The 14025-nt window shown below is 72.3% G+C and carries 13 protein-coding genes and 1 tRNA gene; 9 read left to right on the forward strand and 5 right to left on the reverse strand.

Annotated elements, in window-relative coordinates; translation table 11 throughout:
- From ACETWP_RS11640 to ACETWP_RS11660, 5 genes are all read left to right on the forward strand, one after another.
- Complete coding sequence (locus ACETWP_RS11640) at positions 1–1809, forward strand: ABC-F family ATP-binding cassette domain-containing protein (protein WP_373972418.1); 1809 nt, start codon at positions 1–3, stop codon at positions 1807–1809.
- A 93-nt stretch (positions 1810–1902) separates the two neighbouring features.
- Positions 1903–1974 (forward strand) — tRNA-Gln (locus ACETWP_RS11645).
- Between the two features lie 92 nt (positions 1975–2066).
- Complete coding sequence (gene glmU, locus ACETWP_RS11650; protein ID WP_373972419.1) at positions 2067–3530, forward strand: bifunctional UDP-N-acetylglucosamine diphosphorylase/glucosamine-1-phosphate N-acetyltransferase GlmU; 1464 nt, start codon at positions 2067–2069, stop codon at positions 3528–3530.
- Between the two features lie 44 nt (positions 3531–3574).
- Positions 3575–4555, forward strand: coding sequence for a ribose-phosphate diphosphokinase (locus tag ACETWP_RS11655; protein WP_373972420.1), 981 nt, complete (start codon positions 3575–3577; stop codon positions 4553–4555).
- Between the two features lie 113 nt (positions 4556–4668).
- On the forward strand, positions 4669–5265 hold the full coding sequence (locus tag ACETWP_RS11660) for an arsenate-mycothiol transferase ArsC (protein WP_373972421.1): 597 nt from the start codon (positions 4669–4671) through the stop codon (positions 5263–5265).
- Positions 5266–5324: 59 nt separating this feature from the next.
- Here ACETWP_RS11660 and ACETWP_RS11665 read toward each other — a convergent pair whose 3' ends face one another.
- Together ACETWP_RS11665 and ACETWP_RS11670 are read right to left on the reverse strand one after the other, a co-directional pair.
- Positions 5325–5906 carry a dihydrofolate reductase family protein gene (locus tag ACETWP_RS11665; RefSeq protein WP_373972422.1) on the reverse strand — a complete coding sequence of 194 codons (582 nt, stop codon included), beginning with the start codon at positions 5904–5906 and terminating at the stop codon, positions 5325–5327.
- 172 nt (positions 5907–6078) lie between these two features.
- Positions 6079–7710: a tyrosine-protein kinase domain-containing protein gene (locus ACETWP_RS11670; RefSeq protein ID WP_373972423.1), complete on the reverse strand. Its 1632-nt coding sequence runs from the start codon at positions 7708–7710 to the stop codon at positions 6079–6081.
- Positions 7711–8090: 380 nt separating this feature from the next.
- On the opposite strand from ACETWP_RS11670, the gene ACETWP_RS11675 reads away from it, so the two are divergent.
- The 4 genes from ACETWP_RS11675 to sufU all read left to right on the forward strand — a co-directional run bounded on the left by ACETWP_RS11675 (position 8091) and on the right by sufU (position 11400).
- Complete coding sequence (locus tag ACETWP_RS11675; protein WP_373972424.1) at positions 8091–8702, forward strand: 50S ribosomal protein L25/general stress protein Ctc; 612 nt, start codon at positions 8091–8093, stop codon at positions 8700–8702.
- An 18-nt stretch (positions 8703–8720) separates the two neighbouring features.
- On the forward strand, positions 8721–9302 hold the full coding sequence (pth, locus tag ACETWP_RS11680) for an aminoacyl-tRNA hydrolase (RefSeq protein WP_373972425.1): 582 nt from the start codon (positions 8721–8723) through the stop codon (positions 9300–9302).
- A gap of 329 nt (positions 9303–9631) precedes the next feature.
- Positions 9632–10942, forward strand: a complete 1311-nt coding sequence (locus tag ACETWP_RS11685) for an aminotransferase class V-fold PLP-dependent enzyme (protein ID WP_373972426.1) — start codon at positions 9632–9634, stop codon at positions 10940–10942.
- Entirely contained in the window at positions 10939–11400 is a 462-nt protein-coding gene (gene sufU, locus ACETWP_RS11690) for a Fe-S cluster assembly sulfur transfer protein SufU (protein ID WP_373972427.1), read from the forward strand. Before ACETWP_RS11685 ends, sufU begins: the two co-directional genes overlap by 4 nt.
- A 52-nt stretch (positions 11401–11452) precedes the next feature.
- On the opposite strand, the gene nhaA is transcribed toward sufU, so the two are convergent.
- From nhaA to ACETWP_RS11705, 3 genes are all read right to left on the reverse strand, one after another.
- On the reverse strand, positions 11453–12781 hold the full coding sequence (gene nhaA, locus ACETWP_RS11695) for a Na+/H+ antiporter NhaA (protein WP_373972428.1): 1329 nt from the start codon (positions 12779–12781) through the stop codon (positions 11453–11455).
- 127 nt (positions 12782–12908) lie between these two features.
- Complete coding sequence (locus ACETWP_RS11700; protein ID WP_373972429.1) at positions 12909–13373, reverse strand: VanZ family protein; 465 nt, start codon at positions 13371–13373, stop codon at positions 12909–12911.
- A gap of 74 nt (positions 13374–13447) precedes the next feature.
- Positions 13448–13948: a DUF2505 domain-containing protein gene (locus ACETWP_RS11705; RefSeq protein WP_373972430.1), complete on the reverse strand. Its 501-nt coding sequence runs from the start codon at positions 13946–13948 to the stop codon at positions 13448–13450.
- Positions 13949–14025: the final 77 nt, after the last annotated feature.

Consider the following 14025-nt stretch of genomic DNA (forward strand, 5'->3'; position numbering starts at 1 on the left):
TTGGCCCATTTGCTCGGCGCAGAGAACGTCGCCGTCGCCTTCGCCACCCGCACCGTGCTGGACGGCCTGAGCCTGGGCCTGGAGGAGGGCGACCGCATCGGCATGGTCGGGCGCAATGGCGACGGCAAGTCCACGCTCATGCGCCTGCTCGCGCAGCGCCAACAGCCCGACTCCGGACGCGTGACCAAGCGGGGGGACGTGAGCGTCGGCTACCTCGACCAGCAGGACGTCCTCGACGGCGACCTCGAGGTCGGCCAGGCGATCGTCGGCGACGCCGCGGACCACGAGTGGGCCTCCAACCCGAAGGTGCGCGACGTGATGGGCGGGTTGGTCGGCGAGGTCGACTGGCACGCGCGCGTCTCCAGCCTCTCGGGCGGACAGAAGCGCCGCGTCGCGCTCGCCCGGCTGCTGGTCGGCGACGACGACGTCGTGATGCTGGACGAGCCCACCAACCACCTCGACGTGGAGGGCGTGGCCTGGCTGGCCCAGCACCTGAAGCAGCGCTGGCGGACCACCGCCGGCGCGCTGCTGGTCATCACCCACGACCGCTGGTTCCTCGACGAGGTGTGCACGCGCACCTGGGAGGTCCACGACGGCATCGTCGACCCCTTCGACGGCGGCTACGCGGCGTACGTGCTGGCCCGCGCGGAACGGGACCGCATGGCCTCCGTCGTGGAGGGCAAGCGGCAGCAGCTGGTGAAGAAGGAGCTCGCCTGGCTGCGCCGCGGCGCGCCGGCACGGACCGCAAAGCCGAAGTTCCGCATCGAGGCCGCGAACGACCTCATCGCCGACGTCCCCCAGCCCCGCGACTCGGTGGCGCTGTCCAAGATGGCCACCGCGCGGCTCGGCAAGGACGTGTTGGACCTCGAGCACGTCTCGCTGGCGTTCGACGGCGCCCGGCCGCTGTTCGACAACATCACCCTGCGCCTCGCCCCCGGCGAGCGGTTGGGAATCGTCGGCGTCAACGGCGCCGGCAAGTCGACCCTGCTGCGGCTGCTGAACGGCGAGCTCGAACCCACGAGCGGTCGGATCAAGCGCGGCAAGACTGTCAAGACGGCCATCCTGACCCAGGAGGTCCGGGAGCTCGACGAGCTGGCGGACAAGCGGGTCATCGAGGTGATCCAGGACGAGCGCAACGTCTTCGAGGTCGGGGGCAAGGAGGTCTCCGCCAGCCAGCTGGTCGAGCAGCTCGGGTTTGGCACCGACAAACAGTGGACCCCGGTCCGGGAGCTCTCCGGCGGCGAGCGGCGGCGGCTGCAGCTGCTGCGCCTGCTGGTGGGCGAGCCGAACGTCCTGATGCTCGACGAGCCGACCAACGACCTGGACACCGACACGCTTTCGGCGGTCGAGGACCTGCTGGACGGCTGGGCCGGCACGCTCGTGGTGGTCAGCCACGACCGCTACCTCCTGGAGCGCGTGACGGACCACCAGCTGGCGCTCCTCGGCGACGGGAAGCTCCGCGGGCTGCCCGGGGGCGTGGACCAGTACCTGGAGCTGCGCCACGCGGCGGGGGCCTCCGCCTCCGGCGCGAAGACCGGGCCCGCCGCCAAGAGCGGTCCCGCCGCCGCGGCCCCCGGCCCCAGCGAGGCCGAGAAGCGGGAGGCCCGCAAGGAGGTCAACCGGATCGAACGCCAGCTCGGCAAGCTCGCCCAGCAGGCCGAGCGGCTCCACGCCCAGATGGCGGAGTCCTCGGCCGGGATGAGGCTCGACGAGCTGGCCGGGCTCAACGCGCGGCTGCAGGCCGTCGAGGCGGAGCGCGGGGAGCTCGAGGAGGCCTGGATGGAGGCCGCCGAGGCCGCGGGGGAGTAGGCGGCACCCGGGACCGGGCCGGGACCACGGCGCGGCGCCATGTGTGGCAAAATGGCTAACTGTGTCGCGCGCCCCGAGGGGGCGCCAGCACGGTCCGCTCTGGTGTAATGGCAGCACCCCGGCCTTTGGAGCCGTGGAGTATAGGTTCGAATCCTATGGGCGGAACGGACGCGGCGGGCGCCAGCATCCCACGCGGTAGACTGGTTTGGCCCGGCCGAGCGCCGGCTACGTGTCACCAACCGCAGGGAGTTCCTAACTTGAGCGTGGAAGCCACCGCACCGGCCGCCGTCATCGTCCTCGCCGCCGGAGCGGGTACCCGCATGAAGTCGGCGAAACCCAAAATCCTCCACGAGATCGGCGGGCGCTCCATGGTGGGGCACGCCATCGCCGCGGCCCGGGGACTCCGCCCCGAGCGGCTCGTCGCCGTGGTCCGCCACGAACGCGACCGGGTCGCCGAGCACCTCCTCGGCATCGAGCCCGGCATCACCATCGCCGACCAGGACGAGGTCCCCGGCACCGGGCGCGCCGTCCAGCTGGGCCTGGAGGCGCTGCCCGCGGAGACGGAGGGGACCGTCGTCGTGACCTACGGCGACGTGCCCCTGCTCACCACCGGGCTCCTGGCCGAACTCGTCGCCGAGCACGACCGGGCCGGCAACGCCGCCACCGTGCTGACCGCGCTGCTGGCGGACGCGACCGGCTACGGCCGGATCCTGCGCGCGGCCGACGGCACCGTCACCGCCATCGTCGAGCACAAGGACGCCACGGCCGAGCAGCGGGGGATCCGCGAGGTCAACTCCGGCATCTACGCGTTCGACGCCGGAGTCCTGCGCTCCGCGCTGGCGCGCGTCACCACCGACAACGCGCAGGGTGAGATGTACCTCACGGACGTGCTGGCCATCGCCCGCGGGGACGGTGGCCGCGTGGCCGCCGTCGTCACGGAGGATCCCTGGCAGGTCGAGGGCGCCAACGACCGCGTGCAGCTGGCCGCGCTGGGGCGGGAAATGAACCGGCGCGCACTCGAGGGCTGGATGCGCGCCGGCGTGACGGTCATCGACCCCGCCACGACCTGGATCGACGTGGACGTCGCGCTTTCCACCGACGTCACGATCAAGCCCGGGACGCAGCTGCACGGCACGACGGCGGTCGGCACGGGCGCCGTGATCGGGCCGGACACGACCCTCACGAACGTGACGGTGGGGTGCGACGCGAAGGTGGTGCGCACCGACGCCGTGGACTCCAGCATCGGCGACGGGGCCACGGTGGGGCCGTTCGCCTACCTCCGGGCCAAGACCGTGCTCGGCGAGGACGGGAAGATCGGGGCGTTCTACGAGACGAAGAACGTCACGGTCGGCCGCGGGTCCAAGCTCTCGCACCTCGGGTACGCCGGCGACGCGGAGATCGGCGAGTACACGAACATCGGCTGCGGCAACATCACGGCGAACTACGACGGCGTCAACAAGCACCGCACCGTCATCGGATCGCATGTGCGGACCAGCTCCAACACGGTGTTCGTGGCCCCGGTGAGCATTGGCGACGGGGCCTACACCGGCGCCGGGGCGATCGTGCGCAAGGACGTTCCGGCGGGGGCGCTCGCGCTCTCCGTGGCGCCGCAGCGCAACACCGCCGGCTGGGCCCAGGCCAAGCGCCCGGGCAGCTCCGCGGCCCGGGCGGCCGAACGCGCGGGGGCCCCGGCGGCCACCCCGGCGCACGACCTCACCTGATCCCCAGCCCTCCCCGTTTTCCACCAGATCGAGAAAGAGATCCCATGAGCGAACTCAGCCATAACGTCGACAAGAAGCTCGTGTTGGCGTCCGGCCGCGCGCACCCCGAACTGGCGGAGGAGATCGCGGCGGTCCTGGAGACCGAGCTGCTCCCGATGTCCGCCTACGACTTCGCCAACGGCGAGATCTACGTCCGCTCGGGCGAGAGCGTGCGCGGCAAGGACGTGTTCATCATCCAGTCGCACCCGGCCCCGCTGAACAACTGGCTCATGGAACAGCTCATCATGGTCGACTCGATGAAGCGCGCGTCGGCCCGCCGCATCACCGTGGTTTCCCCGTTCTACCCCTATGCCCGGCAGGACAAGAAGGGCCGCGGCCGCGAGCCGATCTCCGCCCGCCTCGTCGCCGACCTCTACAAGACGGCCGGCGCCGACCGGATCATGAGCGTGGACCTGCACACGGCGCAGATCCAGGGCTTCTTCGACGGGCCCGTCGACCACCTCTTCGCGATCCCGCTGCTCGCGGACTACATCCGCGGGCGCGTCGGCAGCGACAACGTCACGGTGGTGTCCCCGGACACCGGCCGCGTCCGAGTCGCCGAGCAGTGGGCCGACCGCCTGGGCGGGGTCCCGCTGGCGTTCGTCCACAAGTCGCGCGACCTCACGGTGCCCAACCAGGCCGTCTCCAAGACCGTCGTCGGGCAGATCGAGGGCCGCACGTGCGTGCTCATCGACGACATGATCGACACGGGCGGGACCATTTCCGGCGCCGTTCGCGTCCTCAAGGAACGCGGCGCGAAGGACGTCATCATCGCCGCGACCCACGCCGTCTTCTCCGACCCGGCGGCGCAGCGCCTGTCCGAGTCCGGCGCGCGCGAGGTGGTCGTGACCAACACGCTCCCGATCCCGGCGTCCAAGCGCTTCAAGCAGCTGACGGTCCTGTCCATCGCCCCGATGATCGCGCGCGCGGTCAAGGAGGTCTTCGAGGACGGCTCCGTGACGAGCCTCTTCGACGGCAACGCCTAGCACGCGATCCCCCCGGCGGGGCCCGGACGCGCGTCCGGGCCCCGCCGTCGTGGGGTGGCGCCTGGTGGGTGGCCCGCGTTGGGCGCGGCCCCGGCGCCCGGTAGGGTGGACGGGTGGTCAAGATCCTTACCGTGTGCACCGGCAACATCTGCCGATCCCCGTACGCCGAGCGCTACCTGCAGGACGGGCTGGACGCCGTGGCGCCCGGTCGGTTCGAGGTCCGCAGCGCCGGAACCCAGGCGCTCGTGGGGCACCCGATGGACCGGCGGTCCGCCGAGCTCCTCGCCGAGGTGGGCGGCAGCGCCGAGGGGTTCGCGTCGCGCCAGCTCGACGAGCGCCTGCTCGCCGGCGCCGACTTCGCCCTGGCCCTGACAACGGTCCACCGGGACGCGATCGTGGCCCGAAGCCCGCGCATGCTCAAGCGGGCCTTCACGGTCCGGGAGTTCGCGCGCGTCCTGCGCGCCGTCGCGGCCTCCGACGCCGGTTCCCTGCCCCGGGGCTCCGCGCCCGACGACGTCGAGGCGCGCTGGAAGGCCCTTCCGAAGCTCGCCTCCCTGCGGCGGCACGCGGCACGCGCCGCGGAGCCCGGCGGCGACGACGTCGTGGACCCCTACCGCGAGTCCTCCGCGGTCTACGCCCGGATGGTCGACGAGATGCTGCCCGCGCTGCGCGACATCGTCGCGTTCGAGCGGGCCGCCGCCAGGGGCTAGCCGGCCGTCGCAGTCGGGGGTGTCATCGCCGGCTGGACCGTGGCTTGCGCCCCGATCGGTCAACGGCGCACCCGATAGCGCAGGTGAAGCACCCGGTTGCCCTGGATCGCCACGTCGGGATCCTCCAACAACTGCTGTGCGTGGACGGACCCGAAGTAGCGCTTGCCGGACCCGAACACGACGGGTACGACGTCCATGCGCACCTCGTCGACCAGACCCGCGGCAAGCGCCTGGCCACCGACGTCGCCGGCGGCGACCTCGACGATGCGGTCACCCGCGAGCTCCTGCGCCGTGGCCACGGCCGCCTGGACGCCGTCGACGAAGTGAAACGGCGACTCGGGGTCCCAGCCCTCGGGTGTGGGCCGGTGCGTCACGACGACCACGTGGTCGACCCCTCCCGGAGGCTTCCCGTCCCAACCGTCCGTCATGTCGAAGACGTGGCGGCCGACGATGGTCGCCCCGATCCGGTCCCAGTACGGCCGGGTGTAGTCGTAGGACGTCTGCGACACCATCACGGCGCCGCTCCCATCCAACGGGACGTCGCCGTTGGACAACCAATCGAACAGCGCCCCGGGCTGGTCGTTCCCGTCGGCGATGAAGCCGTCCACCGACACCGAGCCGTACATGACCACCTTGCCCACGGGGTTCTCCTTTGCTGGGGGTGCCCCATGGTAGCGGGTCGTGGGGAGCGGGCGTGTGAAGTGGCCCGGCCGGTTACGCCGGGGACGCAGGTCGAACGACAGAGCCCGGTCCCACCGCACGATGGCGGTCGGACCGGGCTCTCGCGGCCCGCGGGCGGTACCGCTTCGGGCGCTAGCCGCGGCGGCGCAGGTGGCGCATCTGGGCGGGGGTCGTCAGGAGCTCGTCGAAGGACCGGTCGTCGGCCAGTTCCCCGGAGTCCTCCGCGTCGTAGACCGCGTCCTCGTGCCGGTCCTGCGCGACGCCGGCGCGTGCGGCGCGCACGGGCGCCTCGACGGCGATGGCCTCCTCGTGCCGGCGGCTGGCGACGCCCGGTTCCTGCTGGGCGGAGTAGTAGTACTTGCCGTAGTAGCCGTACTGGTCGGCCCCGGCGCCCTTGGTGGGAACCTGGTTCAGGATCGCGCCCAGGATATGGGCGTCGACCTTGCGGAGGTTGTCCAGGGCCTTCTCCAGCTCGTCGATCGTCGTCGAGCCGGCCTTGACCGTCACGAGCGCGCCGTCGGCGGACTTGGTCAGGATGGCGGCGTCGGTCACCGGCAGCAGCGGCGGGGCGTCGATGAGGACCACGGCGTTCTCGGAGAGCTGGCGCAGCAGGTTCTTCATGGCGCGCGATCCCAGAAGCTCGGACGGGTTGGGCGGGATGCGGCCGGCGGCGAGGAGCGACAGGCTCGGCACGGGGCCGTACGGCTGCAGCACGTCGTCGATGTCGGCCATGCCGCTCAGCACGTCCGTCAGCCCTCCGCCGGAGGGCAGCCCGAAGATGTCGGAGAGCACGGGGCGGCGGAGGTCCCCGTCGATGAGGATCGTCTCGCGGCCCGTCGCCGCGATGGCCACGGCCAGGTTCGCCGAGATCGAGGACTTGCCCTCGCCGGGCACCGAGGACGTGATGACGATGATCCGCGGCGGGTTGTCGACGTCCATGTAGGAGAGGTTGGTGCGCAGCTCGCGCAGGGACTCGGAGAACGCGTGCGACTCGCGGTCGTCGTGGTTGAGGCTGCCGGACTCGACGACCTGCCGGCCGGTCGCGAGGCGCGCGTCGGAGGGGATGGTTCCGACGACGCTGCTGCCGAGGCGCTCGACGGCCTCGGCGGAGCGGACCCGGCGGTCCAGGTGGTTGCGCAGCAGCGCATAGCCCAGGCCGAGCGCGAGCCCGACCACGCCGCCGAGGGCCAGCGCGAGCTTCGTGTTCGGGGAGACCGGCTCGGTCGGCAGGGCGGCCCGACCCAGCGGGGCCACCTGGACCGCGGCGCCCGAGGACCCCTCGTCCATCGCGGAGGATTCGATGTCGGAGACCTGCTCGGCGAGGGCCTCGACCCAGGCGTTCGCCAGGTCCTGCGCGGCGGCGGGGTCGGTCGACTGCGCCTTCACGCGGATCTCGGCGGTCGCGGTGGGGACCTCGACGGCGATCTGGCCCAGGAGCACGTCCGGGGTCAGCTCGAGGCCGAGCGCGCTCTGCGCCTTGAGGGCCACCGGGCGCGACTGCGCGATGCTCTTGTAGCTCGTGGCCTTCGACTTGGCCAGGTTGTCGCCGGCGAGGGCGGTGCCGATGTTGTCGGCTCCGGCCGTGACCACCATGCCGGAGGACGCGGCCTCGTAGATCTTCGGCTGCGTGAGGGTCCAGACGAAGGCCAAAAGGATGGTGCCGAGCAGAATCGCCGCGATGCCCCTCCAGTAGGTCCGCGCGACCGTCAGGTACTGGCGCAGGTCTGGCCCGGTTTCGGCGCCATGGGCGTCGTTAGGTTCCAAAATGTATTCCCCCCGGGGGTTCGGTGCAGTTCCCGGAACTCGCCGGGACCGTCTTCTGCTCGGTGCGATCCGTTCGATTTTAGCCCAGCCGAAGGGAAACGCTTGCGCCGTCGCCGGGCGCGCCCCCCGGGGCCGCGGGCCCCGGCGCCGTCCGGGCCCCCGGGACCGCCACGGCGGGTCTTCGGAACCGGGCCGCGCGGGTCCCGGCGCGCGACTGGTAGGATGATCCGCAGTGCCCAGGCGAGGGAGCGGGACCCAGTGTCCCCCGTACTCCGTGATCGACGAGGCTAGACGCGCTACCGCGGACATCCCAGGATGGTCGTTGCGGCTTCTAGGCTTGATCCCCAGCCGGGCTGACCGCAACCCACAAGGAGAACACCATGTCCGACCTCGTCAAGATCCCCGCCGAACTCCGCAGCGACTTCGGCAAGGGCGCCGCCCGCCAGGCCCGCCGCGACCACAAGATCCCGGCCGTCGTCTACGGCCACGGCGCCGAGCCGATCCACGTGCTCCTGCCGTCCCAGCAGACCACGCTGGCCGTCCGCCACTCCAACGCCCTGCTGGTCCTCGACGTCGAGGGTGAGGAGCACATGGCCCTCGTCAAGGACATCCAGCGCCACGCGCTGAAGCAGACCGTCGACCACCTGGACCTCCTGACCGTCCGCAAGGGCGAGAAGGTCACGGTCGACGTCTCCGTGCACGTCGAGGGCGAGGTTGCCCCGGGCGCCGTCCTGGACCTCGAGCAGTTCACCGTCTCCGTCGAGGCCGAGGCCACGCACCTGCCCGAGTCCGTGACGCTCAACGTCGAGGGCCGCGAGGCCGGCGACAACATCCTGGCCTCCGAGCTGGCGCTGCCGAAGGGCACCTCGCTGCTCATCGATGCCGACACCGTCATCGCCACCGTGTACGTCCCGGCCGCCGCCGACCTCGGCGAAGAGGGCGAGGCCGGTTCGGCCGAGGCCCCCGCCGCCTCCGCGGCGTCCGCCGAGTAGGGACCAGCGCCCACTCGCATGACCAGCGATACCTGGCTCGTAGCCGGGCTCGGCAACCCCGGGCCCGGCTACGCCCGTAACCGGCACAATGTGGGGCACATGGTCCTCGACGAGCTCGCGGGCCGCGTCGGCGGCACGTTCAAGGTCCACAAGGCGCGCGCCCAGGTCCTCGAGGGCCGGCTGGGCGTGGGCGGCCCCCGGGTGGTGCTCGCGAAGCCCTCCACGTACATGAACGTCACCGGCGGGCCCGTGTCCGCGCTGTCGAAGTTCTTCTCGATCGCGCCGGACCACGTCGTGGCCGTCCACGACGAGATCGACATCCCCTTCGGGACCATCAAGCTGAAGATCGGCGGGGGAGAGGGCGGGCACAACGGCCTGCGCGACATCTCCAAGGCGCTCGCGACCAAGGACTACCACCGGGTCCGCGTCGGCGTGGGCCGGCCTCCGGGCCGCATGGACACGGCCGACTTCGTGCTCCGGGACTTCGCCACTACCGAGAAGAAGGAACTGCCGTTCCTCGTCGGCGACGCGGCGGACGCCGTCGAGCTCCTCGTCCGGGAAGGCCTGCAGGCCGCGCAGCAGCGTTTCCACGGGGCCTGACGCGCGGCCCCCGCCTGCCGTGGGGCCGCGCTGACCTGCGCGAACGGTCCCACGGGGGCCGCTCGCGGCCCGGCGCGCGGCGCCCCGGCAGGCGATTGGTCATTTGACAACTTTTCCACTTATGATGATCTCAGCCTTACTGGCTCCCTGAACGGGGGCCGGCAGCGGGCGGCCTCTGAGACTGGGCCACCCCCATCCCGCTGCCGGTCCCTTTTTTCATGCCCGGCGGCGGGTCCGCGGCGGAGGTTAGCGTCGGCTCAGGTGCCGCGGCGCGGGCGGAGTGGGATGATGGGGGAGTCTTCCCATCGTCAACGAAGGGTCCGTCCAGCGTGGAGTCCCCCACCGGCCACAGCACCATCGAGCACCAGCGCCTCACCGACGCGGAGGTCGCCCGCCTGCGGGCCGACTTTCCCCTCCTCGGGCGCGCCATGGGCGGCAAGCCCCTGGTCTATCTGGACTCGGGTGCGACCTCCCAGAAGCCGCGGTGCGTGCTCGATTCGGAGCAGCACTACTACGAGCGGTTCAACGCCGCGGTCCACCGCGGGGCGCACAGCCTGGCGGTCGAGGCCACCGAGGTCTTCGAGGACGCGCGGACCACGGTGAGCCGGTTCGTCGGCGCGGACACCGACGAGCTCGTATGGACGTCCAACGCCACCGAGGCACTCAACCTCCTCGCGTACTCCTTCTCCAACGCCAGCGCGGGACTCGGCGGCCCCGCGGCCGGGCGCTTCGCGCTGGGCCCCGGCGACGAGATCGTGGTGACCGAACTGGAGCACCACGCGAACCTCATCCCGTGGCAGGAGCTTGCCCGGCGGACCGGGGCGCGGCTGAGGTACATCCCGGTGGACGCCCACGGGGCGCTGCGCCTGGACCTCGCCGAGGATATCGTCGGTCCGCGCACGCGCATCCTGGCGTTCGCGCACGTCACCAACGTGCTGGGCACCGTCCTTGACGTGGCGGCCCTCGTCGCGCTGGCGCGCCGCGTCGGGGCGCTGACGGTGCTCGACGCCTGCCAGTCGGTGCCGCACCTGCCCGTGGACGTCAAGGCCCTCGGCGTGGACTTCATGGCGTTCTCCGGGCACAAGATGCTCGGCCCGACGGGCATCGGCGCGCTCTATGGGCGCCGCGAGCTCCTCAACGCCATGCCGCCCTTCCTCACCGGCGGCTCCATGATCACCACGGTGACGATGGAGTCCGCCGAATACCTGCCGGCGCCGGCCCGCTTCGAGGCCGGGACGCAGCGCGTCTCCCAGGCCGTCGCCCTGGCGACCGCCGCGGACTACCTGGCGGAGGTCGGCATGGACCGGATCGCCTCCTGGGAACGGAACCTGGGCCGCCGCATGGCCGACGGCCTGGCGTCCATCCCGGGCATCCGGGTGCTCGGGCCCGACCGGGCCGAGCGGATCGGGACCGCGGCGATCGACGTCGAGGGCGTGCACCCCCACGACGTCGGCCAGTTCCTCGACAGCAGGGGCGTCGCCGTGCGCGTGGGCCACCACTGCGCCCAGCCGCTGCACCGCGCCCTCGGCGTGACGGCGAGCACCCGCGCGAGCACCTACCTGTACACCACGGAGGGGGACGTCGACGCGTTCCTCGACGCGGTCGCCGGGGTGCGCGGCTTTTTCGGGGTGGGCGCGTGAGCGACCTCGAGCAGCTCTACCAGCAGATCATCCTGGACCACGCCAAGCGCCGCGTCGGCGACGGCCTCCGCGAGGCCGGGCCCGGGATGCCCTGGGGCGAGTCCCACCAGCACAACCCGGTGTGCGGGGACCAGATCCGGCTCCGGGTCGAGACCGACGGGGAGCGGGTGGCCGCGGTCAGCTGGGAGGGGGCCGGGTGCTCCATCTCGATGGCCTCCGCCTCCGCGTTCACGGAGCTCGCCACGGGCGCCGACCGCCGGGAGCTGGCGGCCATGATCGAGGAGTTCCGCGAGGTCATGCGCTCGCGCGGCACGCGCGAGGCCGACGAGGAGATCCTCGGGGACGCGGCGGCCTTCGCCGGCGTCTCGCGTTTCCCGGCGCGCGTGAAGTGCGCGATGCTGGCCTGGGTCGCGGCCGAGCAGGCCCTGCTCGCTGCCGACGGCGGCGCCCCCGCCTGAGCCGGCCACCGGGACCCGGGCGCCCCCGGCCCGGGACGCCGGTCCCGGCGCCCTATTCGAAGAGGTCGGGCACGCCGTCCCGGTTCGCGTCGATCTTCTCGCGCTCGGCGATCTCGCGGTAGCGGCGGTCCCGGGGTTTGAGCCACAGCGCGCCGAGGAACGCGGCCAGCAGGGAGCCGGCGAGGATCGCGACCTTGGCGTGCTCGTAGTGCGGGGATTCCAGCCCGAAACTCAGCTCCGAGACCAGCAGCGAGACCGTGAAGCCGATGCCGCCGAGCAGCGTGACACCGAGGAGGTCGCCCCAGCGCGTGTCGGGGTCCAGCGTCGCCCGCCGCGTCTTGGTGACCAGCCACGTGGAGCCCAGGATGCCGATCGGTTTGCCCAGCACGAGCCCGGCCACGATGCCCCACACGACGGGGTCCCCGAGCGCCTTGGCGATGCCCTCCCCGCCGCCGATCGCCACGCCGGCGGAGAAGAAGGCGAAGAGCGGGACGCAGAACCCGGAGGACAGCGGGCGGAAGCGGTGCTCGAGGCGTTCCGCCAGGCCCTCGCCGGGCGCGCCGTCCTTGCGCCGCACGGGAACCGCGAAACCGAGCACGACGCCGGCGATGGTCGCGTGGACCCCCGACTCGTGCACCAGCGCCCACGCGGCGACGCCGAGGGGCAGGAGGATCACCCAGGCGGCCCACGGCCGCTGCCCGATGAACCTCTGGTGCCGCTGCGCCAGATAGGTGTACAGCAGGATCGGCACCAGCGAGAGCAGCAGGTACTGCGGCTTGAGGTCCGAGGTGTAGACGAACGCGATGATGACGATCGCGATGAGGTCGTCGACGACGGCGAGCGTCAGCAGGAAGATGCGCAGGGCCGAGGGCAGGTGGGACCCGATCACGGCCAGCACCGCGACGGCGAACGCGATGTCCGTCGCCGTGGGGATCGCCCAGCCGCGCAGGGTCTCGCCGCCCGCGGCCGCGTTGAAGGCGACGTAGATCAGCGCGGGAACCAGCACGCCGCCGAACGCCGCGGTCACCGGCACGATCGCCCGGCTGAAGCGGTTCAGGTCCCCGATGACGAATTCCTTCTTCAGCTCCAGCCCGGTGAGGAAGAAGAACACGGCGAGGAGGCCGTCGGACGCCCAGTGGCCCAGGCTGAGGTCGAGTTCGAGGCCGGGGATCGGGACGCTCACGTGGAAGTCGCGCAGCGCGAAGTACGACGCGGCGGCGGGCGTGTTGGCCCAGACGATCGCGATGGCGGCGGCGACGATGAGGACGAGCCCGCCGACTGTCTCCTTCCGCAGGATCTCCGTGATGCGCAGGTACTCCGGGTAGCTGGCGCGGCGGAAGGCGGTCTCGCCGCCGGGGCGGCCGTGTGGCGTGGTGTTCATGGGTCTTCTTCCCGGGGGTTGGATGGCGTGCCCGGGCCCGCGTCGGCCGGACGTCGCGGCGCGCCGAACAACAGGTTACCGCCGTGCCCGCGCCGCGTCCCGCAGATGACGCGCGGCGCCGCCCGTTTCAGGGGCGGCCGCCGCGGTTCCCGGAGGGCGGGCGCCGCGGGGGAGCGGACCGGCCGTGCCCCGAGACGTCCAGCCGCGCGGCGACGGCCGGGAACAGCGCCAGGCATGCCAGCACCCCGACGGCGGCGCCGAGCGTGTTGGCGCCGACGTCGGCCACGGAGGCGAAGCGTTCCGGGAGCGCCGCGTGCTGGACCAGCTCGATCGCGAGGCTGGCGCCCAGGGCGCACACCGGGGCCAGCCACCAGCGGCGCGGCGCGAGGACAGCGGCCGCGAGGAAGCCGAACGGCACGAACATGGCGACGTTGGCGAGCCATTCGACCAGGCCGTAGTCGAACCACGCCGGGATGCCCGCGCCGTGCAGCCACGCGAGCACCCGGGACAGGGTTCCCGCCGCGTGCCGGTCCACGGGGACCGGCCAGAAGACCACGGCCGTCAGGGCCGCGGCGTAGGCGGCGGCGGGCACCCCGACCCAGGGGAGCCTCCGTTCGGCGGGCATGAGCCGCAGGAGCGGGAAGCGCGTTCGCAGCAGGAGCGGACCTACGGGCGCCGGTCGAGCCAGGCCTGGGCCTGGTCGGCCTGCAGGTTCAGGGCCTTGCCGAGGAACGGCTCGGCCGCGGCGGCGATCTTGCCGCCGAGGAACGGGATGCCTGAGGTGACCTCGCCGGTGACCTCGACGACGGTCGAGCCTCCCAGCGCGACCAGGCGCTGGACGGCCTTGACGTCCACCGGCGCGCCCGCGACGCTGACGGCGATGTCGATCGTGCGGCCGCCGTCGGCGTCCGGGGCGGACCACGCCTCGCGCTGGGTCACGCTCAGGGTCCCGCCCGCGAACTTCCGGACCAGATCCGGGAGCCGGTCGGTGGGAATGGCGCGCTCGATGGTGGCCGTGAACGCCGCGCCGACCGGCCCGCTGACCGTGAAATCGGTGAGCGTCCCGCCGGCCTTGGTGCTGACGTGCTCGACGAACTCCCGGCTGGAGAACAGCTCGGCGACGACGTGGGCGGAATAGGGCAGGTTGGTGCTGGCGTTCAGTGCCACGGTGCTCCTTCTTGTCGAACGGGTCGGCCCGTTGGTCCACCGTCCATGCTACGGGCGCCGCACCGTCCCCGGCGCCG

This window comes from Arthrobacter halodurans (genome assembly GCF_041877255.1).
Taxonomy (GTDB): Bacteria; Actinomycetota; Actinomycetes; order Actinomycetales; family Micrococcaceae; genus Arthrobacter_N; species Arthrobacter_N halodurans.

Coding starts and splice junctions, on each gene's coding strand:
- pth (WP_373972425.1), top strand. CDS start 8,721: ATGACCAGCGATACCTGGCTCGTAGCCGGGCTCGGCAACCCCGGGCCC.
- nhaA (WP_373972428.1), bottom strand. CDS start 12,781: ATGAACACCACGCCACACGGCCGCCCCGGCGGCGAGACCGCCTTCCGC.
- ACETWP_RS11675 (WP_373972424.1), top strand. CDS start 8,091: ATGTCCGACCTCGTCAAGATCCCCGCCGAACTCCGCAGCGACTTCGGC.
- ACETWP_RS11655 (WP_373972420.1), top strand. CDS start 3,575: ATGAGCGAACTCAGCCATAACGTCGACAAGAAGCTCGTGTTGGCGTCC.